Genomic DNA, 21,616 nt, shown 5'->3' on the forward strand with positions numbered 1-21,616 from the left:
ACTGGATCCCGGCCTGCGCCGGTATGACGGATTGAACAGAGGTTCCCTGGTATGACCGGCGGCGCATGGCGCCGAGGATGGATTGCACGTCTATGTTTGAAAATCTCTCCGATCGTCTCGGCCAGACCCTGAAACGGCTGCGCGGCCAGGGCCGCCTGACCGAGGACAACATCAAGGACACCCTGCGCGAGGTGCGCATGGCCCTGCTGGAGGCCGACGTGGCCCTGCCCGTGGTCAAGGCCTTGATCGACCGGGTGCGCGAGCGCGCCGTCGGTCAGGAAGTGCTCAAGAGCCTCACGCCCGGCCAGGCCCTGGTCAAGGTGGTGCATCAGGAACTGGTCGCCACCATGGGTGAGGCCAACGAAGGCCTGAACCTCAATGTGCAGCCGCCGGCCGTGATCCTGATGGCCGGACTGCAGGGCTCGGGCAAGACCACCAGCACCGGCAAGCTGGCGCGCTGGTTGAGCGAGAAGCAGAAGAAATCCGTACTGGTGGTGAGTTGCGACATCTATCGTCCGGCGGCCATCAAGCAGCTGGAGACCGTTGCCGGCGAGGTCGGTGCGCAGTTCTTCCCCAGCAGTACCGACCAGGACCCGGTGGATATCGCCACCGGCGCCATCGATCAGGCCCGCAGGCAGTTCATCGACGTGGTCATCATCGATACCGCCGGCCGGCTGCACATCGACGCCGACATGATGGAGGAGATCCGGCGCCTGCATGAGGCGGTCAACCCGGTCGAGACCCTGTTCGTGGTCGACAGCATGACCGGCCAGGACGCGGCCAACACCGCCAGGGCCTTCCATGATGCCCTGCCGCTGACCGGCGTCGTGCTCACCAAGACCGACGGCGATGCCCGCGGCGGTGCGGCGCTGTCCATCCGCCACATCACCGGCAAGCCGATCAAGTTCCTGGGCGTGGGCGAGAAGACCACCGCGCTCGAACCCTTTCACCCCGAGCGGGTGGCCTCGCGCATCCTGGGCATGGGCGACGTGCTCAGCCTGGTGGAAGAGGCCGAGCAGAAGGTCGACCGCGAGAAGGTCGAGCAGCTTGCCACCAAGCTCAAGAAGGGCAAGGGCTTCGATCTGGCGGACTTCCGCGACCAGCTGCAGCAGATGATGAGCATGGGCGGTCTGGCCGGGCTGATGGACAAACTGCCCATGGGGGATCTGCCCAAGGGGGTGCAGGGGCAGATGGACGACCGCGAACTGGTGCGCATGGTGGCCATCATCAATTCCATGACCCCGCAGGAGCGCCGGCGCCCGGACGCCATCAAGGGCTCGCGCAAGCGCCGCATCGCCAACGGCTCCGGCACCCAGGTGCAGGACGTGAACAAGCTGCTCAAGCAGTTCACCCAGATGCAGAAGATGATGAAGAAGATGTCCAAGGGCGGCATGGCGAAGATGCTGCGGGGCATGAAGGGCAAGCTGCCGCAGGGATTGCCGTTTTAGGAGTGGGGAGCAATATTGCTCTCTGTCATCCTGCGCATTCCCCGTCATCCCGGCGAAGGCCGGGATCCAGTGACCGCAAGGGGGTGTGGATCCGGCCTTTGTCGGGAAGAGGGCCGAGGTAAAATGCGGGCCTGCAGAAAAGCTGCCTCACTTCTCACTTCTTACTGAAAAAAGAAAAACGGCGGACCGTTTCCGGTGCCGCCGCCAATGTCGCGCTGTCGCGTAGCAGACTTTCAACAGATGTTTTTATATTTGCTCGCTGTCGTCAGGCTGCCGCTGAAACCCGTTTATTTTGTTATCCGGGCAACTCCTCCATTTCTTGTTTGTTGTAAAGCTCGACTCCACCGACTGGATTGTTGTTGTTTTGTGCCCCAATGACAGAGCAATGCCTGTGCCAGTTTTTGTTTCATATTGAACATCAGTCAGTTAGAGTGAAACAGTCAGTCTCTGGCAGAAATCGGATTGCAAATTGCAAAAAATGTCGACAGTGAATCCCACCCCGCATGTCCGGTATTCAGTGCAAAAACGAATTCAAAAACAAGGGCTAAACTTAAATATAAGAAATAATTAATATTTGTTTTTCGTAATGTAAGTTATTTCGACGCCACGCAGCACATCTGGGGTGCGCGGGCGGGATCGGGCGACAGGGCCATAATTCCGTAAAATCTACCGACAACGCCCTCGCAGGCGGGCCTGTTGTCGGGTCCCGCGCCCCCGGCGTCGGTCGGCGGGCTTCACATTTGCTGGAAATTGCGTAGAATGCGCCGTTTACCGAATCTGGGTGCCGCCGGAGGGCGCACCTTTGGCTGAATCGAAATCCAGCGCAAGCACGAAGTCACAGAGGTCAGGATATACATGGTCACGATACGACTGGCGCGCGGCGGCGCCAAAAAGCGTCCCTTCTACCACATCGTGGTGACGGACAACCGCAATCGCCGTGACGGTCGCTACATCGAGCGGGTGGGCTTCTTCAACCCGATCGCCAGCGGTCAGGATGTCAAGCTGCAGATGGACCAGGAGCGTATCGGCTACTGGCTGTCCAAGGGCGCCAAGGCCTCCGAGCGCGTGGCCAAACTGATCGAGCAGGACCGCGCCAGCGCGGCCTGAATTTCCGCTGCCTGAGGGCAGGACGGGGGGTGCGTGAGCAGGGTCGTCCTCGGTCGTGTCAGCGGGTTGTTCGGTGTGCAGGGATGGATAAAGGTCTATTCGCATACCGAACCGCGGGAGAATATCGCCACCTATCGCAACTGGCATCTGCAGTGCAACGGTGAGTGGCAGAGCGTCCGCGTCGAACAGGGCCGCCGCCACGGCAAGGGTGTGGTGGTCAAGCTGGCCGGGATCGAGGATCGCGACCAGGCGGTGGCGCTGATCGGCTGTGACATCGCCATCGAGCGCGACCAGCTGCCGCCGCTGCCGCCGGGCGAGTATTACTGGACCGACCTGGAAGGACTGCGGGTGGTCACGCTGGAGGGAACCGAACTGGGGCGGGTCAGCCACCTGTTCGCCACCGGTGCCAACGACGTGATGGCGGTGCAGGGTGAGCGCGAACGCCTGCTGCCCTTCGTGCAGCCGGACGTGATCCGCAGGGTGGATCTGGAGCAGGGTCTGATCGAGGTCGACTGGGACCCGGACTTCTAGGCACCACCCGGCCCGAGTTCAGGAACAGGTGAACATGCTCCGAATCGACGTCCTCACCCTGTTCCCGGAACTGGTGCAGGCGGTGGTCGGCAGCGGCGTGGTCCGCCGCGCCGCCGAGCGGGGCCTGCTGCAGCTGGTGTGCTGGAATCCGCGCGACTATACGCACGACCGGCACCGCACGGTGGACGACCGGCCCTACGGCGGCGGCCCCGGCATGGTCATGCTGTACCAGCCGCTGGCCGACGCCCTGGCCGCGGCCCGGGCGGCGGACCCGGCTCCGGGGCGGGTGGTGTGTCTCTCGCCTCAGGGCCGGCGGCTGGATCAGGCCGGGGTCGAGCATCTGGGGGCCTGCGAGCGGTTGCTCCTGGTCGCCGGGCGCTACGAGGGCATTGACGAGCGCTTCATCGAGGCGCATGTCGATGAGGAGTGGTCCATCGGCGACTATGTGCTCAGCGGCGGCGAGTTGCCGGCCATGGTGCTGATCGACGCCCTGACCCGACAGCTGCCGGGGACGCTTGGTGCCGAGGATTCGGCCGCGCAGGACTCGTTCATGAACGGCCTGCTCGACTGCCCGCACTACACCCGCCCCGAGCGGATCGGCGGGATGGCGGTGCCGGAAGTGCTGCTGCAGGGCAATCACGCCGCGATCGAGCGCTGGCGGCTGCAGCAGGCACTGGGCCGCACCTGGCGACGGCGGCCGGAACTGCTGGAACAGCGGGATCTTACGGACGAGCAGCGCAGGCTGCTCGAGGCATTCATCGAACAATCGGGTAACAACGACAGCGACGCTGGTAGGGGAAGGTCATGAGTAACATCATCCAGGAACTGGAACAGGAACAGATGGGGCGTGAGATCCCGGAATTCGCCGCGGGTGACACGGTCGTGGTCAATGTGAAGGTGGTCGAGGGCAGCCGCGAGCGTATCCAGGCCTTTGAAGGCGTGGTCATCGCCAAGCGCAACCGCGGCCTGCATTCGGCCTTCACCGTGCGCAAGGTCTCGCACGGCGAGGGTGTGGAGCGCGTGTTCCAGACCTACAGCACCACCATCGACAGCATCAAGGTAAAGCGCCGCGGCGACGTGCGCCGGGCCAAGCTGTACTACCTGCGCGAGCGCTCCGGCAAGTCGGCGCGGATCAAGGAAAAGATCTGACCGCGTTCCTGCCGGAACCGAGCTCACAGAGACGCCATGCGGGTCACTCGCGTGGCGTTTTTTTTGGAATGAACCAAAACCCTGTAGGATGGGTGGAGCGTAGCGCAACCCATCGTTGCATGGCGTGCCGTGCGATGGATGGGTTGCGATGTGAACTGAACATCTCCACCCAGCCTGCACATTGATCCGCATAACCGATGCCCATCCCCGACCTGAAGCCCTTCCTGCTGCTGACGCTGCTCTGCGCCAGCCCGCCGCTGGCAGCCGATGAACTGCAGGCGGTGATGGATCTGGCCCGCGCCGGGGCACACGGCCTGGCCCTGCAGGAGATGGATGCCCGCCAGCCGGCGTTTTCGGCCGACCCGTCCGGCTGGATCCGTTGGGAGCAGGAGCGCCTGTACATACTGGAACTGCGCCGGGACTGGGCGGGCATTGCCGAGCGCGTGCGCCAGGCCCCGGCGGAGATCCCCGAGAGCCTGGCCCGGGATTTCGTCACCCGCCGGGCCGAGGCCGAACTGGAACTGGGGCGGATCGAGGCCGCCCGTCAGCGGCTGCGCCGCAGCCTGTGGGAGGCCGCGGCGCCGCCGTCGGTGCGTCAGCGCTGGCGACGGTTGCTGATCCGCGGCTACCTGCAGGCGGGGGCGATCGGCGATGCCCGGGCCGCCATGCTGCGGTATCAACAGGACTATGCCGATACCAGTCCGGAATGGTATCTGCTGGGCGCTAAGGTACTGCTGCGTGCCGGTCAGCCCGGCCGGGCCCTGGAACTGCTGGAGGGGGTGGAGCAGGCGCAGGTCCGGCCCTACCGCTGGCTGGCCCGGCTGCAGTCGACACCGGACAGTGCCGGTGCCCTTGCCGAGGAGGTCGACCGGGTGCTCGCCCAGGCGCAGGACGACATGGCGCCGCTGCAGCGTGCCCGTCTGTGGGCGGTGCGGGCCCGTGCCGATGCCGTGCGCGAGGCCCGGGCCGGGCAGGTGGCGGCCCTGGAGGCCGGACTGGGGCAGGGGGCGTCAATCGATCCGACCCTGTTCGAACTCAGCGGCGAGGCCCTGTGGGGCGCCTACCTGGCCTGGGGGGAACAGCTGGGCAATGCCGAACAGTTGCTGATCGGCCAGGACCAACGCTGGTACTTCGCCGCCACCGAGTCGATGGAACAGCAGCCGCGCCGGGCCCGGGCCCTGTTCGCGGTATTGGCCCTGCAGGGCCAGACCGCCGAACACCGCTCGCTGGCGCATGATTACCTGGCCCGGCTGGTGCTGGCCGAGCCGGGCGGCGGGCACCTGCTGTATGCGCTCTATCTCGACAGCAGCCGGTTTCCGGACATTGCGGACATCCCGGCGCCGGTGCGCTATCTTCTGGTGGACCTTGCGCTGGACCGTCAGGATCTGGAAACCGCCTCGGCGCTGATGCAGGATCTGGCAGCGCCGGCGCAGGATCAGCAGTTCGCCTGGCAGCTGCGGCGGGCCCGGGTGCAGGTATTGAACGGGCGGATCGCCGCCGGGGTGGCGCTGCTGGAGCAGCTGCTGGCCGATCAGGCGAACTGGCAGAATGACGCGCATGATCGCTTTCTGCAGGTGGTGTTCGATCTGCAGCGCCTGAAGGAACATGAGCAGGCCATCGCGCTGCTGGCGCGGATCGATCCGACCCGTCTGGCCTTGCAGGGGCAGCGCGAACTGCTGTTCTGGCTGGGCGAGTCGTATGCCGCATTGGACCAGCACCGACGGGCCGCGGCGCATTTCCTGCGCTCGGCGATCCTGGCCGATCCCTATGCCATGGATCCCTGGGCCCAGACGGCACGCTATCATGCCGCCCGCGCGCTGGCCGCGGCCGGCCTGCAGGGGGATGCGGCCAGTCTGCTGAAAGGTCTGCTGAAGGCGACCCGCGACACCAATCGGCGCGAGGTGCTGCGCCATGAACTGCAACAGCTGGAGGCCTCCGCTGGTGAAGGCAACTCCCCTCCCTGATGCAATCGAGTATGCGGCCGTCCATGCCTCGCCCGTCGGCTGGCTCGGCATCCGGCTCGACGGCCATGACCGGCTGCGCGGGCTCGAGCTCCTGGAGCAGCCGCCACGACGCCAACCGGTCGCGTCCGCTGCAGCGCCTGTCCTGGCCGCCCTGGAGGCCTATTTCGCCGCTCCCGCCAGCGCGCTGAACCTGCCGGAACTGGCCCCGTTGACTACGGCCTTCCAGCAGCGGCTGCGACAGGCCCTGCTCGCGATCCCGGCCGGCACGGTGCTGACCTACGCCGAACTGGCCGCGCGCCTGGGCAGCGCTCCACGCGCGGTCGGTCAGGCCTGTCGCCGCAATCCCATCCCGGTCCTGGTGCCCTGTCACCGGGTGGTGGCCCGCACCGGCATCGGCGGTTATGCCGGTGCCACGTCCGGCCCGCGGCTGGCCATGAAGCAGTGGCTGCTCGCCCACGAGGGATATCCCGGGGCTTGAAAAACCGGCCCGCGGCCTATATCTGCGCACCTGATCCGAATCTATAGCAGACGGGAGGACTACCAGCCCATGACGGTCGCGGCACAGAAGGAAACCCTGGAATTTCAGACCGAGGTTCGCCAACTCCTGAACCTCATGATCCATTCGCTGTACTCGAACAAGGAGATCTTCCTGCGAGAGTTGATCTCCAATGCCTCGGACGCCTGCGACAAGCTGCGCTTCGAGGCCCTGGGCGACGACGCCCTGTTCGAGGGCGAGACCGGACTGCGCATCCGGGTCGAGTATGACAAGGAGGCGCGCACCGTCACCGTCAGCGATAACGGCATCGGCATGAACCGCGAGGAGGTGATCGAGAACATCGGCACCATCGCCAGATCCGGCACCCGCCAGTTCCTCGAGGCCCTGTCCGGCGACAAGGCCAGGGACGCCAACCTGATCGGCCAGTTCGGCGTGGGTTTCTATTCTGCCTTCATCGTCGCCGATGAGGTCACCGTGACCACCCGCCGCGCCGGCCTGGGACCCGAGCACGGCGTGCGCTGGGTCTCGCAGGGCGAGGGCGAGTTCACCATCGAGAACATCGACCGGCCGAGCCGCGGCACCGAGGTCACCCTGCATCTGCGCGAGGACGAGGACGAGTTCCTCGAGCCCTTCCGGCTGCGCAATATCATCCACAAGTACTCGGATCATATCTCGCTGCCCATCGAGATGAAGGCCGAGGACAAGGACGAATACGAGACCGTCAACAGCGCCTCCGCCCTGTGGGCAAGACCGAAGTCCGAGATCAGCGACGAAGAGTACAAGGCGTTCTACAAGCATGTCGCCCACGACTTCGAGGACCCGCTGACCTGGACCCACAATCATGTCGAGGGCAGGCAGAGCTACACCTCGCTGCTGTATATCCCCCAGCGCGCGCCCTTCGATCTGTACGAGCGCGAGCGCCGGCGCGGCATCAAGCTGTATGTGCGCCGGGTGTTCATCATGGACGACGCCGAGCAGCTGATGCCGCAGTATCTGCGTTTCGTGCGCGGCGTGGTCGATTCCGACGATCTGCCGCTCAACGTCTCGCGCGAGCTGCTGCAGCACAACCGCATGATCGATACCATCCGCGGCGCTTCGGTGAAGAAGGTGCTGGGGCTGCTGGAGAACATGGCGAAGAACGAGCCGGAGCAGTACCAGGCGTTCTGGCAGCAGTTCGGTATGGTGATGAAGGAGGGCCCGGCCGAGGACTTCGCCAACCGCGAGCGCATCGCGAAGCTGCTGCGCTTCGCCTCCACCCACAACGAGGGCGCCGAGCAGACCGTCTCCCTGGACGAGTACATCGCCCGGATGCAGGAGGGCCAGGAGAAGATCTACTACATCAGCGCCGAGAACCACACCGCGGCGCGCCACAGCCCGCACATGGAGGTGTTCCGCAAGAAGGGCATCGAGGTGCTGCTGCTGTCCGACCGTGTCGACGAGTGGCTGGTCTCGCACCTGACCGAGTACGACGGCAAGCCGCTGGTCTCCATCGCCAAGGGCGATCTGGATCTGGACCAGCTGGAAGATGAAAAGGATCAGGAAGAGATCAAGCAGGCCGAGGGCGAGTTCAAGGATATCCTCGAGCGCATGCAGAAGGTGCTGGGCGAGGAGGTCAAGGAGGTGCGCGTCAGCCACCGCCTGACCGATTCCCCCAGCTGTCTGGTGCTGGAGGAGAACGAAATGGCCATGCACCTGCAGCGGGTGCTCAAGCAGGCTGGTCACGATGTGCCGGTATCGCAGCCCATCCTGGAGATCAATCCGACTCACGCCCTGGTCGCTCAGCTCAAGGCCGAGCAGGACGAGGCGCAGTTCGGCGACTGGACCCGGGTGCTGTTCGAACAGGCCCTGCTGGCCGAGGGCGGCCAGCTCGAGGACCCGGCCGCCTTCGTGCGCCGGCTCAACGGCCTGTTGCTCAAGGTTGCCGGGCAGTGATCCGTGACTGATGCCCGGCCCGAACTGCTGGTTACCGCCTTTTCGGACTATATCTGTCCGTTCTGCTATGTGGGTGATGCGCGGCTGAACCGGCTGCGTGAATCCTTCCGGGTGAAGATCAACTGGTGCCTGCTGGAGATCCATCCGGAGACGCCGGCCGAGGGCCGTCCGGTGAGCGAGCTCGGCTACGATCCCGAGACCTGGGAGCAGCTGATGGCCGCCCTGGATGTGCTGGCGGCCGAGGAGGGGCTGGAGTTCGCCGAGCACAGCTTCACCGCCAACTCGCACCGGGCGCTGCTGCTGGCCGAGGCGGCCAAGGAACTGGGCGCGGCCAGCTTCTATCCCCTGCACCGGGCCCTGTTCGAGGCCTTCCTGCGCGACGGCCGCAACCTCGGCGACGAGGCGGTGCTGCGCGCCATTATCGAGGAGCAGGGGCTGGAACAGTCGTTGGGCGATCAGGCCTGGTCCGATCCCCGCTTCGAGGACAACCTGAAACGCTACCGTCTGGCCGCAGCCCAGCTCGAGGTGCGCGCCACCCCGACCTTCTTCGTCGGTACCCATCGCCTGGACGGTGCCGTGCCGTTCGACGAACTGTGGCAGGCGGCACAGCTGGCCGCGGATGAACCCTCATGAGAGCCGCATGAGCGCAGACAGGGTCCGCATCGACAAGTGGCTGTGGGCGGCGCGCTTCTTCAAGACCCGTAACCTCGCCACCGAGGCGGTCAGCGGCGGCAAGGTGCATCTCAACGACAGCCGGATCAAACCTTCGCGTGCCTTGTGCATCGGCGACCGCCTGCGCATCCGCAAGGGCGAGTTGGAATTCAGCGTCGAGGTGACCGGCCTGTCCGAACGCCGTGGTTCGGCCAGCGAGGCGGAAAGGCTCTATGTCGAGGATGCGGACAGCATCGCCGCGCGCGAGGCCCGGCGCGACGAACGCCGCCTGTTGCACAACGCCGCACCCCAGCCGCACGGCCGCCCGGACAAGAAGGCGCGGCGTGAATGGCGGCGGCTGACGGGGAAGTGAAACATCATTTCACACCAAAGCGCGCCAAGAGCGCAAAGCGAAAAATCCTGCCTCAAGATGCAGGTTGGGTTAGGCGCGTAGCGTCGTAACCCAACACTGGGCAGCGACTATCCTTCGTCATTGCGAGCGCAGCGCGGCAATCTGTTTCGGCTTTCCTGTCTGGTAATGAGGTTGCCGCGGCGCTACGCGCCTCGCAATGACGAACAATATGGATATTAGGAGTATCGTAGGTTGGGTTAGCCCGTAAGGGCGTAACCCAACAAACCGGGCGGCGATTGTTGGGTTACGGCGCTACGCGCCTAACCCAACCTACATATATATCTGCTGCGTGCTCCTGGTGTCCTTTGTGGTGAAATCCTTTCGTCACCATCAGCGCAGCAGCAGCACCGGCACCGAGGCGTTGCGCATCACATTGGTGGTGGTGCTGCCGACCAGGAAGCGGCGGATCACCGAGTGGCCGTAGGCGCCCATCACCAGCAGGTCGATATTGTTCGCCGAACGGTAATCGCACAACACCCGCTCGACCTCGCCGCTGTGCAGCGCAACCGGCGCCTCGAAGCCGGCGGCCTCCAGGGTGCGGCGGGCCCAGTCCAGCTGCTCGTGATTGGCCGCATTATCGCTGCCGATCATGACCAGGTGGCAGGGCAGGCCGCGGAACAGGGGACTGCCGGCGACCATCTCCACCCCCTTGCGGGTGGTGTCGCTGCCGTCGAAGGCGAGCATTACCCGCTGCGGCGGGGTGAACTCGGGAGTGGTGATCAGGATCGGCCGGTGCAGCATGCGCACCACGCTCTCCAGCCGGCTGCCGACATGCTCGCCCAGGTTCTCGTCATGCTTGCCCATGACCAGCAGGCGGATGTCGTCCTCCATCTCCGCCAGGGTCTCGACCAGGCTGCCGTGGCGCTGGCGGCTGGTCGGAGCCGCGACCCCGTCGGCAATGGCGCGTTCCCTGGCCGCCTCCAGCATCAGCTTGCCCTGTTCCAGGGCCAGGCGGCCGCGCTTCTCGTCCAGCGCGGCCAGTTCCTCCAGCAGCGCCTCGCGGCTGCCCAGGCCGATGTTGCCGCTGAGGTTGCTCTGCTCCGGGTACTCAGTCTTTTCGAGCACATGCAGGAATTCCAGCGGGGCGTCCAGGCGCAGGCTGGCCCAGGCGCCGTAGTCGCAGGCCGCGGTGGAGACGTCGCTGCCGTCGATGCAGGTGATGACATGGCTCATGGTGCGGGTCTCCCTCTCAGTGGCCCATCAGGTTCTGCACCGCGTCGGGCTTGTCATGCACAGCGAAGCGGTCGACGATGGTGGTGCTGGCCTCGTTGAGGCCGATGATCTCCACCTCGGTGCCCTCGCGGCGGAACTTGAGTACCACCTTGTCCAGCGCCGCCACGGCGGTGATGTCCCAGAAATGTGCCTGGCACAGGTCGATCACGACCTTGTCCACGGCCTCCCGGAAGTCGAAGAATTCCACGAATTTGTCCGCCGAGGCAAAGAACACCTGGCCGACCACCCGGTAGGTGCGGGTCGATGCGTCCGCGCTGAGCTCGGATTCGACATACTTGTACTGGCCGACCTTGTTGGCGAAGAACATGGCCGCCAGCAGTACGCCGACGAACACGCCCCAGGCCAGGTTGTGCGTGGCGACCACCACCACCACGGTGGTGAGCATGACGATATTGGTGCTCATCGGGTGGGTCTTGAGGTTGCGCAGCGACTCCCAACTGAAGGTGCCGATGGAGACCATGATCATGACCGCGACCAGGGCGGCCATCGGGATCTGCGCGACCCAGTCGTCCAGGAATACGATCAGCAGCAGCAGGAACACCCCGGCGGTGAGGGTGGACAGGCGGGTGCGGCCGCCCGATTTCACATTGATCACCGACTGGCCGATCATGGCGCAGCCGGCCATGCCGCCCATCAGGCCGGCGCCGATGTTGGCAATGCCCTGGCCCTTGCATTCGCGGTTCTTGTCGCTGTCGCTGTCGGTGAGGTCATCGATGATGGTCGCGGTCATCAGCGATTCGAGCAGCCCGACCATGGCCAGCGAGACCGAGTAGGGGAAGATGATGCTCAGGGTTTCGAGGTTGAGCGGGACCTCCGGCCACAGGAACACCGGCAGGGTGTCGGGCAGCTGGCCCATGTCGCCGACGGTGCGGATATCCAGGTCCAGCAGCATGGCCACCGCGGTCAGCACGACGATGGTCACCAGCGGCGAGGGCACGGCCCGGGTCAGGTAGGGAAACAGGTAGATGATGCCCAGACCGGCCGCGGTCATGGCATAGACATGCCAGGTCACATTGGTCAGTTCGGGCAGCTGGGCCATGAAGATCAGGATGGCCAGGGCATTCACAAAGCCGGTGACCACCGAATGCGAGACGAAGCGCATCAGCGAGCCCAGCCGGAGATAGCCGGCCAGGATCTGCAGTACCCCGGTAAGCAGAGTGGCGGCCAGCAGGTATTCCAGGCCATGCTCTTTGACCAGGGTGACCATCAGCAGGGCCATGGCGCCGGTGGCCGCCGAGATCATGCCCGGGCGGCCGCCGGTGAAGGCGATCACCACCGCGATGCAGAAGGAGGCGTACAGGCCCACCTTCGGATCCACCCCGGCGATGATGGAAAAGGCGATCGCCTCCGGGATCAGCGCCAGGGCCACCACGGTGCCGGCGAGGATGTCGCCGCGCAGATTGCCGAACCAGTTGTGCTTGAGATAGGGCGTCATCTTGTTGTCCAGTTAAAACGCGCGCGAGCGCTGCGTGCCGTGATCCGCACGCCGCCGCGGAAGAGATTCAATACGGGCCCGGCCCGGGCGCAGCCGGGAGGCGCCAGGCTCACTGGCGAGACAACCGGAACGGATTCAGAAGGGGAGGGTAAGTCGACTGGAAGCGCCCAGGACGACAGGGGTACCCTTGCGTACGGGTGATTCTCGACCCACTATATCGTTGAGAATATTAGCATAAACTTAAATGTAGCTTCAATCCCGGATCCGGACCCATGGCCCGTCCCGACACACCGCTGCTGACCGTTGATGTGATCATCGAACTGACCGACCGCCCGGGCCGGCCGGTGGTGCTGATCGAACGGGCCAATCCGCCTTACGGCTGGGCACTGCCGGGCGGTTTCGTCGATCGGGGCGAGCGGCTGGAAGCAGCCGCGGTGCGCGAGGCACGCGAGGAGACCTCGCTCTCGGTGAAGCTCAAGTTCCTGTTAGGCTGCTATTCCGCGCCGGACCGGGATCCGCGCGGGCATACGGTGAGCGCGGTCTATGTCGGCGAGGCGGGCGGCAAGCCGCAGGCGGCGGACGATGCGAAGCATCTGGAACTGTTTGATCCCCGCGAGCCGCCGGCGCTGGCCTTCGACCACGAACTGATCCTGCGGGATTATCTGCGCTGGCGGGAGACCGGCGAGCCGGCGCCGTTGCGGCGGTAGTAACAGGCCTGTGATGCCTGGCTACAGTTGCAAGGCGTCATTCCCGCCTGCGCGGGGATGACGATGCTCGGGTCCAACCAGCAGACTGCGTGGGCGGCCGTGCGGAGCCCTTCACGCGTGGGCGACTTCCGGGACATCCATGTTGTACAGCACCCGCTGGCGCAGGGCCTCGATCAGCCCCAGGCCGATGCTGCCGGTATCGTTGTCGATGGGGTGAATGTCGCTGCCGTTCGGGGTGAAGGCGTACTGGGACTGCAGCACGATCGGCACACCGGGAAAGGCCCAGGAGACCTGCTGCAGGGCCGAGTGGCTCTGTTCCCGATCCATGGACGGATTGAGCAGGATCACATCGAAGGGGCCCGCGCACAGGGCATCGGGCAGGCGTTCCACGCCGCTGACATGCTCAATGGTGCAGTTCCTGTTCAGCGCCGCGTTCACCAGCCCGGCGTTGAAGGCATCGGGTTCGATATGCAGGATGCGGGGCTGGTAGCTGCGTGAGCGCTGGCAGGCGGTCTTGATGGCGAATATCACCCGTGCCTGGTCGGCGGCCTTGCGCACCCACTCGGGTTCGGTGCCGTCGTCATCGAGTTCCAGGTCGACATCGAGTTGAGCAGCCAGCCGGGTCGGCAGGGTGGTGGCACGCTCGGTGCGCATGGACGTCACCAGAATCGGCAATTCCACGCCCAGTACACTCAGATCGTGCAGGAAGGTGATGCTGTCCTGGTCCGCCAGCAGCAGGCTCAGGGTCATGGCATCAAAGCTGTGGCATTCCAGTTGCCGCAGCGCCTGGCGGGCGTTGCCGGCGGTATCGACCCAGAAACCGGCGCTTTCGAGTTTGCGTGCCAGCTGGATGCGGAGTGCTTCGTCATGTTCGCAGACCAGGATTCTCGGGCTGTGCCCCATATCAGACCTCTTGTCGTTCTTGTCCGGTGTTCTGTTGTCACCCATCCCTGACCTCGTTGGTTCCCGCCGGCCCCCCTGTGCCCGGCGTCTGCGCTGTTAAGTGCATATCGACCCGCGAGCGCGTTTATTTAGCGGAGCCCGGGATGCGCCGACGAGCGTGCGCCTGCATCCGGCACGATCTCAAAACCCTGAATTTTTCAGGGCCTTGAACCATGCATTTCGGTGCTGATGTGCGTAAGATTGTGGTTTTGAGACTGAACCGCCGACAGCCGGGCTGGCGGCGGCTGATCCGATGGAGGATGCATGCGGCCCTCACAGTTGATGACGGTCCTGGAACGCGAGTTCGTCAGTGCCGAAGAAGGCCATCACACCCCGGTCATGGTCTGGGGACCGCCGGGCGTGGGCAAATCGCAGATGATCACCCAGATCGCGGAAAAGCACAGCGTGCCGGTGATCGATATCCGGCTGTCGCAGATGGAACCGAGCGATCTGCGCGGCATTCCGTTCCGGGTGGGGGATTTCGTCGAGTGGTCGATACCGGCCATCCTGCCCAACGCCGAACGCCACGGCACGGCCGGCATCCTGTTCCTGGATGAGATCACCTCGGCCCCGCCCAGCGTGTCCGCCGCAGCCTATCAGCTGATCCTGGACCGGCGCCTGGGCGAGTACCGGGTGCCGGATGGCTGGGCCATCTTCGCCGCCGGCAACCGCCAGGGCGACCGCGGCGTGACCTACACCATGCCGGCACCGCTGGCCAACCGCTTCTCGCATTTCGAACTGGATGTGAATCTGGACGACTGGGTGGCCTGGGCCTACGCCCACGGCATCGACGAGCGCCTGATCGCCTTCCTGCGCTTCCGGCCCGAGTTGCTGTTCGACTTCGACCCGGCCCACAACCCGGTGGCCTTTCCCTCGCCGCGCTCCTGGGAGTTCGCCCACCGCGCCCTGCACAAGTTCGCCGGCCAGCCGCGGCTGCTGGTCGAGACGCTGCAGGCCTGCGTCGGCCCCTCGGCCGGCATCGAACTGGGCGCCTTCGTCGACAACCTGGACAAGCTGCCGGACGTCGACGCCATCGTGCGCGGCGAGACCGTGCCGGTGCCGAAGGAGACCGATCTCCAGTACGCCGTGGCCAGTGCCCTGGTCGGCCGGGCCATCCGCTATCGTGAGACCGGGGAGGCCCAGGAGGTCTATGGCCGCATCATCGACTATGCCGGCCAGTTCCCGGACCGTGAGATGGGTGTGATGCTGGTGTCGGACATGCACCGCGCGATCGGCCAGGAACTGTTCAACGTGCCGCAGTTCTCCAGCTGGGCCAAGGCGGTGGCCGACGTGATGCTCTACGACGTCTGAGGTGAACGGGGTGGCAGCGGATGTCGAGACCAAGCTGAGTGCCGCGCGCACGCGGCTGATCCTGGACAAGCCCTTCCTGGGGGCGCTGGTACTGCGCCTGCCCATGGTCGCGGCAGACCCGAAATGGTGCAGAACCACCGCCACCGACGCCCGCAAGTTCTACTACAACGCCCAGTACATCGACAGCCTCAGCCTGGAGCAGGCCCAGTTCATCCTGGCCCACGAGGCGCTGCACTGCGCCCTGTCGCACTTCGCCCGCCGCCAGCACCGGGTCAAGCACCGCTGGGACCTGGCCTGCGACCTGGCGGTCAATCCGCTGCTGATCAAGGACGGGCTCAAGCCGCCGCCCAACGCCCTGGTGATGGACGAGTTCGACGGCATGACCGCCGAGGAGATCTACCCGGCGCTGGACGACATGGATGACGAGCCCGAAACGCTCGACGATCACCTCTACGACAGCGATGATGCCGACGACGGCCGCAGCAACGACGGCGGCGGCGCGGGCCAGCCGAAAAACGACGATCAGGGCGGGGACGGCGAGGCCTCCGAGGGCGAACTGGATCCGTCGGCGGGCGGTGCGCCCCAGCCCAAACCGCTGACCGAGGCCGAGAAGGAATCGCTGCAGGTCCAGTGGCAGCAGCGTCTCGCCGGCGCGGCCCAGCAGGCCCTGCAGGCCGGCAAGCTCAGCCCCGGCATGGCGCGGCTGGTCGATCACCTGCTCGCCCCCAAGCTGCCTTGGCGCATGCTGCTGGCCAAATACATGTCCTCGGTGGCGCGCGACGATTACAACTATTCCCGCCCCTCGCGCCGGGAGGGGGCGGCCATCCTGCCCAGCCTGCGCACCTCGCAGATCGACGTGGTGGTGGCCCTCGATACCAGCGGCTCCATCAATCCCGAGGAGATGGCCGAGTTCGTCTCCGAGATCGATGCCATCAAGGGCCAGGTGCGGGCGCGGGTCACCCTGCTGGTGTGCGATTCCGAACTGGCCGGGGACGGCCCCTGGGTGTACGAACCCTGGGAGGAATTCAAGCTGCCGCGGGAGTTCAAGGGCGGCGGCGGCACCCGCTTCACCCCGGTGTTCGACTACGCCGCCCGGCGTGACCGCGCCCCCGATCTGCTGATCTACTTCACCGATGCCGAGGGCGAATTTCCCCGGCAGGAGCCGGTCTATCCGGTGCTGTGGCTGGTCAAGGGCAAGGCCGGGGTGCCCTGGGGCCAGCGGGTCCAGCTCAACTGACAGCGGCAGGTTCCGCCGCAATTTGCCAATCCAGTCAAAAAAACGTCATGCCCGGCATGACGTGTCTCCCCGAATGTGATCCAGTTCCGCTTTGGGCTTCAAGGCCCTCTACCGGTATGACGCTAGTCGTGACAGGCACAGGGAACCCGAGCGGGACTGGAACGTATATTGCTTCGATCCAGCGGGTGCCATCCATTTTCCGAGTTGCCTCAGGGTTGCCTGAATCGAGAATCGCCATGCTGTCTGAAACCGCGACTGATGCTGCACGCCACGGCGACATCTGTCGTCGCATCGAATGCGTCTACGAACTGCCGCCCATGCCGGAAATGGCGCGCCGGGTGCTCGAACTGCGCCACAACCCCGACGCCGACATCAGTGACCTGGCGGCGATCGTGGAACTCGACCCCAGCCTGGCCGCCCAGGTGGTGCGCTATGCGACCTCGCCCCTGCATGGCTACCGCGGTCGTATCGACTCCATTCAGGACGCCATCACCCGGGTCCTGGGGTTCGATCTGGTCATGAACATGGCCCTGGGGCTGGCCACCGGCCGCTCCTTCCGCAACCCGGTCGACGGGCCGCTGGGCCTGCACTCCTTCTGGCGCCACGCGGTCTACAGTGCGGCGCTGGCCCAGGCCATCGTGCGGCGTATGCCGCGTGAACTGCGCCCCGAACCCGGCATGGCCTACCTGGCCGGGCTGCTGCACAACTTCGGGTTTCTGCTGCTGGGCCACCTGTTTCCGCCCGAGTTCAAACTGCTCAACAAGCTGGCCGCGGCCCAGCCGGATGCCTCGGTCACCGCACTGGAACGCTGCGTGCTGGGCATGGGGCAGGCACGGGATGCCTTCGAACTGGGCCATGCCCGCCTCGGCGGCTGGCTGATGCGATCCTGGGAACTGCCGGCCGAGATCCAGATCACGGTGTGCGAACACCACAATCCGGACTACGCCGGTGAGCATGCCGTGTATTCGCATCTGGTGCTGCTGACCGACCATCTGCTCAAACGTCATGACATAGGTGACGCCCCTGACGGGGAACTGCCGACTGCCAGCCTGACACGAATCGGTGTGGAACCCGATGTCCTGGAGGCGTTGACCGCGTCCTTGATCGAGCAGGGCGGCGAACTGGACGGCATGGCCGGCACGCTTGCCGGGACCTGAACAGGCTTCTGGACAGTTGCCGGGCGCCGCAGATGTGCCAAAAATACGGCACGGATTGCCCGTGGAAACAAGGAAAATTCAATCCAGGTGATCAAAATAATTTATGGCAATCTGTAAGTTATTTCTTACATAAAAATCATATCATTAGAATATTCGTATTGACTTCCACGGATTTTTAAAACTTAACATTCTGATATAAATAAAAATAATTTAGTTTTTGTCAGAAACTCTCCCACACTGTGCCCGCCCCGGTCATAGCAAAAACTTAACAGGCGTAATGTAAAGTTTTCCAGACGCTCTGAGCGCGCGTTGTCGTTTGATGGTGATCAGGGTAACTTACCCACAACTGCGGTCTTCGGGAAAAGGGGCTATTCCTGCAGATCGTCAGATTACAGGCGGGTGATGCAGGACCAGTGCAGAGACTGGAAGCCGAATAATAAACGGTATATAGAATCAGTAGATCACGCAGTCTATACCGCGGCATACCAAACCTCATCTCCGGAAACCCTCGCTTGTTCTTTTCGGGCGGCATGCGCCCAGCAAATGCACATGGACGTGATGAACGGGGACCGTGATCATGGCCGGTGCAGAGGAAAAACCAACCACAGTGACCGGGGCGGGCACCAAGATCCTGCGTCTGATCGCGGCCCTGCGCCAGAGCGAGGCGGGGGCGCTGATCTACAACCAGGTCGAGTCCATGCTGCGCGACCTGCAGGGCGAGAACTGCGACGTGCAGACGGCCTATGCCGCCATTGCTGCCGGCCTGCTCGACGCCTGGATCCGGATGCTGCCCGCCGGTCACCCGCTGCAGGTCCAGCTGCGCCTGCTGCAGAACCAGCTCCAGCCACCCCTGTCACATGCCGAACTGCAGGCACTGCGCCTGAGCATTGAACGGCTGCCCGAGCAGGCGCCGCATCCCGCTGATATCGATCCCGCCGTGCTGGGCCAGGCGGTGCGCCCACTGCTGGAGGCCTTCGGTATCGAGGCCCCGTCCGCGGCGGCCGGGGCGGGGCAGGCCACAGCCGGGCGGGCGCAGGCGGAAGCGCCGCCGCCGCCCCCGCCGGCAGAGCCCGAGGCGCCCGGCCACGAAGACGCCAGTCCCCGGGCCGTGCTGCGGCGCGAGACCCCGGCGGCGGACAGCGCCGAACTCCCGGAGCCCGACCTGACCGAAGAGCAGCGTGACAGCCTGCGCCGGCGCGGCTTCGATGAACTGCAGGCCGGGCTGGCCCAGCATGTGCTCGAGTCCATCAATCAGAACCAGGAATTCGGCGTACTGCTGGAGGTGGTGGCGGGCGAGCTCAAACAGTCGGAAGGTATCCAGCAGCTGGAGGATCTGCGCTGGACCCTGCTGCGCGAGGTGGAAAAACTGATCGCCGGCAATCGGGAACTGGCCGAGAAGCTGGACCATACCCACCAGTACCTGCGGGTGCTTGAATCCGACAGCCGCCAGCTCAGCGACGAACTCTCCCGCGTGCGCATGCTGAGCCTGACCGACGAGTTGACCGGCCTGTCCAACCGCCGCGCCTTCCTGCGCCGGCTGGAAGACGAGGTCGCCCGCGTCCAGCGCTACGGCTTCCCCCTGACCCTGGCCCTGATCGATCTGGACCACTTCAAGGAGGTCAATGACGAGCACGGTCATGCCGCCGGCGACGAGGTACTGCGGGTCTATTCCAAGAACATCCTGTCCATCTTCCGCCATCACGACCTGGTGGCGCGCTATGGCGGCGAGGAATTCGCCGTGCTGCTGCCCAACACCGACATCGACGGTGCCAGCCGGGCCCTGCACAAGGTGGCCGAACGCTGCAAGGAAACCCGCTGGCAGGCCAATGGCGAGGTGCATCCGGTGCCGACCTTCTCCGCCGGCCTGGCGCTGTACAAGCCCGGCGAGACCTCCAGCGGTTTCATCGAGCGGGTGGACAAGGCGCTCTATCGCGCCAAGAGCCTGGGCCGCAACCGCATCGAGCTGGATATGACCTACCAGAGCCAGGGCCGCAAGAGCGCCGGCGGCCACAACGGCGACCCGAGCGACTGAAAATCCCGCGGTTTTTCCCTGATTTCCCCGTATCCGGCCGGGATTCCGCCGGCATTCCTGGGCATCCGGCCGGACGGGCCGTTATACTGGAGATCAAACCTACCCCGACTGGAGAACCGTTTTGGCTACCGTCGAACTGACCAAAGAGAATTTCGAGCAGACCATCACCGACAACGATTTCGTGCTCATCGATTTCTGGGCCGAGTGGTGCGGCCCGTGCAAGAACTTCGCCCCCATCTTCGAGGAGGCCTCGGAGAAATACCCCGATATCGTTTTCGCCAAGGTCGACACCGAGGCGCAGCAGGAACTGGCGGCCTACTTCCAGATCCGCTCCATTCCCACCCTGATGATCTTCCGCGAGCGCGTGATCATCTTCTCCCAGCCCGGCATGCTGCCCGGCAGCGCCCTGGACGAGCTCATCGGCAAGGCCAAGGAGTTGGACATGGATCAGGTGCGCAAGGAAATCGAGGAACAGCAGCAGAACCAGCAGCAGGGTTGAGCCTGTTCAGGCTTCTACGCCACTGACGCAGAGGGCGCAGAGACGCTGAGGCGCAAAGGAAAGAATGATTGCCACACAATGAACGGCATTCACTTCAGCCGTCATTCCCGCGAAGGCGGGAATCTATTGACCACAGTGGCTCCTGGATCCCCGCCTTCGCGGGGATGACGTGAAGTAGTTTCGACTTGATCTGACACCTGACTTGAAAAAGTGAGGGTTACCGGTTCTGATGGAAGTGCGAACTCACCATCGGAACCAAAAGAGGTAACCCTCATGCTCAATACTAACGAGAGAATCATCAAACACAAGCTGGGCCTGCTGAATCTGGCCGAGGAGCTGGGCAACGTCTCCCGCGCCTGCAAGGTCATGGGCCTGTCCCGCGACACCTTCTACCGCTACAAGGCCGCCGTCGAGGACGGCGGGGTCGAGGGCCTGTTCGACCAGTCCCGCCGTAAGCCCAACATCAAGAACCGCACCGACGAGGCCACAGAGGCCGCCGTGGTGGAGTATGCCCTGGAGGCCCCGGCCCATGGCCAGGTCCGTGCCAGTAACGAGTTGAGAAAGCGTGGGATTTTTGTCTCCCCCAGCGGCGTGCGCTGTGTGTGGCTGCGCCACGAGCTGGCCTGCTTCCGCGACCGGCTCAAGGCGTTGGAGGCCAAGGTGGCGCAGGAGGGCATCGTGCTGACCGAGGCTCAGGTCGCCGCCCTGGAGAAGAAGAAAGAGGACGACGTGGCCTGCGGCGAGATCGAGACCGCCCATCCGGGCTACCTCGGCTCCCAGGACACCTTCTACGTCGGCACGCTCAAGGGCGTGGGCCGGGTCTACCAACAGACCTTTGTCGACACCTACGCCAAGGTGGCCTTCGCCAAGCTCTACACGACCAAGACGCCGATCACCTCGGCGGATCTGCTCAACGACCGGGTGCTGCCGTTCTATGAAGAGCATGGCTTGCCGCTGCTGCGCATCCTGACCGACCGAGGGACGGAATACTGCGGCAAGGCCGATCGCCATGACTACCAGCTCTACCTGGCGGTCAACGACATCGAGCACACCCGCACCCGGGCCCGTTCCCCGCAGACCAACGGGATCTGCGAGCGCTTCCACAAGACCATTCTCCAGGAGTTCTACCAGGTCACGTTCCGCAAGCACATCTACACGAACCTGGAATCCCTACAGGCGGATCTGGACACCTGGCTGGCGTACTACAATAATGAGCGCACCCATCAGGGCAAGATGTGCTGCGGACGCACGCCCATGGCGACATGGGAGGATGGCAAACAAATCTGGAAGGAAAAGTTCATCGCCTGAACTTGACCTGACAGCCACGGCTTCCTCGGAGCCGGTAACTGTCAGATCAGATCGCGACTACTACA

20 protein-coding genes are annotated in these 21,616 nt (G+C 64.5%); 17 read left to right on the forward strand and 3 right to left on the reverse strand.

Features of this window, described 5'->3' with window-relative positions; genetic code table 11:
• The first annotated feature begins 92 nt into the window (after nucleotides 1-92).
• From ffh to COW1_RS16895, 10 genes are all read left to right on the forward strand, one after another.
• Nucleotides 93-1,448 (forward strand): signal recognition particle protein, encoded by a 1,356-nt coding sequence (ffh, locus tag COW1_RS16850; RefSeq protein ID WP_201344943.1) that lies wholly within the window; start codon nucleotides 93-95, stop codon nucleotides 1,446-1,448.
• A gap of 855 nt (nucleotides 1,449-2,303) precedes the next feature.
• Nucleotides 2,304-2,555, forward strand: coding sequence for a 30S ribosomal protein S16 (gene rpsP / locus COW1_RS16855; RefSeq protein ID WP_096366894.1), 252 nt, complete (start codon nucleotides 2,304-2,306; stop codon nucleotides 2,553-2,555).
• Nucleotides 2,556-2,588: 33 nt separating this feature from the next.
• A complete protein-coding gene (rimM, locus tag COW1_RS16860) occupies nucleotides 2,589-3,086 on the forward strand; it encodes a ribosome maturation factor RimM (protein WP_201344945.1) in 498 nt (165 codons plus the stop codon).
• 28 nt (nucleotides 3,087-3,114) lie between these two features.
• Nucleotides 3,115-3,894: a tRNA (guanosine(37)-N1)-methyltransferase TrmD gene (gene trmD, locus COW1_RS16865; protein ID WP_201344947.1), complete on the forward strand. Its 780-nt coding sequence runs from the start codon at nucleotides 3,115-3,117 to the stop codon at nucleotides 3,892-3,894.
• Complete coding sequence (gene rplS, locus COW1_RS16870) at nucleotides 3,891-4,235, forward strand: 50S ribosomal protein L19 (protein ID WP_096366891.1); 345 nt, start codon at nucleotides 3,891-3,893, stop codon at nucleotides 4,233-4,235. The genes trmD and rplS overlap by 4 nt, the downstream gene beginning before the upstream one ends.
• 197 nt (nucleotides 4,236-4,432) lie before the next feature.
• Nucleotides 4,433-6,199 carry a hypothetical protein gene (locus COW1_RS16875; RefSeq protein WP_201344949.1) on the forward strand — a complete coding sequence of 589 codons (1,767 nt, stop codon included), beginning with the start codon at nucleotides 4,433-4,435 and terminating at the stop codon, nucleotides 6,197-6,199.
• Nucleotides 6,177-6,677 (forward strand): methylated-DNA--[protein]-cysteine S-methyltransferase, encoded by a 501-nt coding sequence (locus COW1_RS16880; RefSeq protein WP_231971509.1) that lies wholly within the window; start codon nucleotides 6,177-6,179, stop codon nucleotides 6,675-6,677. The genes COW1_RS16875 and COW1_RS16880 overlap by 23 nt, the downstream gene beginning before the upstream one ends.
• Before the next feature lie 69 nt (nucleotides 6,678-6,746).
• Complete coding sequence (htpG, locus tag COW1_RS16885) at nucleotides 6,747-8,627, forward strand: molecular chaperone HtpG (protein ID WP_201344951.1); 1,881 nt, start codon at nucleotides 6,747-6,749, stop codon at nucleotides 8,625-8,627.
• Nucleotides 8,628-8,630: 3 nt separating this feature from the next.
• Nucleotides 8,631-9,260 carry a DsbA family protein gene (locus COW1_RS16890; protein WP_201344953.1) on the forward strand — a complete coding sequence of 210 codons (630 nt, stop codon included), beginning with the start codon at nucleotides 8,631-8,633 and terminating at the stop codon, nucleotides 9,258-9,260.
• Nucleotides 9,261-9,267: 7 nt separating this feature from the next.
• Nucleotides 9,268-9,651, forward strand: coding sequence for an RNA-binding S4 domain-containing protein (locus tag COW1_RS16895; protein ID WP_096366886.1), 384 nt, complete (start codon nucleotides 9,268-9,270; stop codon nucleotides 9,649-9,651).
• A gap of 369 nt (nucleotides 9,652-10,020) precedes the next feature.
• On the opposite strand, the gene COW1_RS16900 is transcribed toward COW1_RS16895, so the two are convergent.
• Together COW1_RS16900 and COW1_RS16905 are read right to left on the reverse strand one after the other, a co-directional pair.
• Nucleotides 10,021-10,863, reverse strand: a complete 843-nt coding sequence (locus COW1_RS16900) for a universal stress protein (protein ID WP_096366885.1) — start codon at nucleotides 10,861-10,863, stop codon at nucleotides 10,021-10,023.
• A gap of 16 nt (nucleotides 10,864-10,879) precedes the next feature.
• A complete protein-coding gene (locus COW1_RS16905; RefSeq protein WP_201344955.1) occupies nucleotides 10,880-12,358 on the reverse strand; it encodes a SulP family inorganic anion transporter in 1,479 nt (492 codons plus the stop codon).
• A 272-nt stretch (nucleotides 12,359-12,630) separates the two neighbouring features.
• Between COW1_RS16905 and COW1_RS16910 the strand changes: the two genes are divergently transcribed.
• Entirely contained in the window at nucleotides 12,631-13,065 is a 435-nt protein-coding gene (locus COW1_RS16910) for an NUDIX hydrolase (protein ID WP_201344957.1), read from the forward strand.
• A gap of 111 nt (nucleotides 13,066-13,176) precedes the next feature.
• Here the strand turns inward: COW1_RS16910 and COW1_RS16915 are convergent, their stop codons facing one another.
• Nucleotides 13,177-14,013 carry a response regulator gene (locus COW1_RS16915; protein ID WP_201344959.1) on the reverse strand — a complete coding sequence of 279 codons (837 nt, stop codon included), beginning with the start codon at nucleotides 14,011-14,013 and terminating at the stop codon, nucleotides 13,177-13,179.
• Between the two features lie 258 nt (nucleotides 14,014-14,271).
• On the opposite strand from COW1_RS16915, the gene COW1_RS16920 reads away from it, so the two are divergent.
• The 6 genes from COW1_RS16920 to COW1_RS16945 all read left to right on the forward strand — a co-directional run bounded on the left by COW1_RS16920 (nucleotide 14,272) and on the right by COW1_RS16945 (nucleotide 21,551).
• Nucleotides 14,272-15,318 carry an AAA family ATPase gene (locus COW1_RS16920; RefSeq protein WP_201344960.1) on the forward strand — a complete coding sequence of 349 codons (1,047 nt, stop codon included), beginning with the start codon at nucleotides 14,272-14,274 and terminating at the stop codon, nucleotides 15,316-15,318.
• A 10-nt stretch (nucleotides 15,319-15,328) separates the two neighbouring features.
• Nucleotides 15,329-16,555 carry a VWA-like domain-containing protein gene (locus tag COW1_RS16925; protein ID WP_242466458.1) on the forward strand — a complete coding sequence of 409 codons (1,227 nt, stop codon included), beginning with the start codon at nucleotides 15,329-15,331 and terminating at the stop codon, nucleotides 16,553-16,555.
• A gap of 236 nt (nucleotides 16,556-16,791) precedes the next feature.
• Nucleotides 16,792-17,712 (forward strand): HDOD domain-containing protein, encoded by a 921-nt coding sequence (locus COW1_RS16930; RefSeq protein WP_201344963.1) that lies wholly within the window; start codon nucleotides 16,792-16,794, stop codon nucleotides 17,710-17,712.
• A gap of 577 nt (nucleotides 17,713-18,289) precedes the next feature.
• Entirely contained in the window at nucleotides 18,290-19,744 is a 1,455-nt protein-coding gene (locus COW1_RS16935) for a GGDEF domain-containing protein (RefSeq protein ID WP_201344965.1), read from the forward strand.
• 121 nt (nucleotides 19,745-19,865) lie between these two features.
• Nucleotides 19,866-20,243 carry a thioredoxin gene (gene trxA / locus COW1_RS16940; RefSeq protein WP_201344967.1) on the forward strand — a complete coding sequence of 126 codons (378 nt, stop codon included), beginning with the start codon at nucleotides 19,866-19,868 and terminating at the stop codon, nucleotides 20,241-20,243.
• Nucleotides 20,244-20,516: 273 nt separating this feature from the next.
• Nucleotides 20,517-21,551 (forward strand): IS481 family transposase, encoded by a 1,035-nt coding sequence (locus tag COW1_RS16945; RefSeq protein ID WP_201344243.1) that lies wholly within the window; start codon nucleotides 20,517-20,519, stop codon nucleotides 21,549-21,551.
• Nucleotides 21,552-21,616: the final 65 nt, after the last annotated feature.

The organism is Thiohalobacter sp. COW1 (genome assembly GCF_016629505.1).
Classification (GTDB): Bacteria; Pseudomonadota; Gammaproteobacteria; order Thiohalobacterales; family Thiohalobacteraceae; genus Thiohalobacter; species Thiohalobacter thiocyanaticus_A.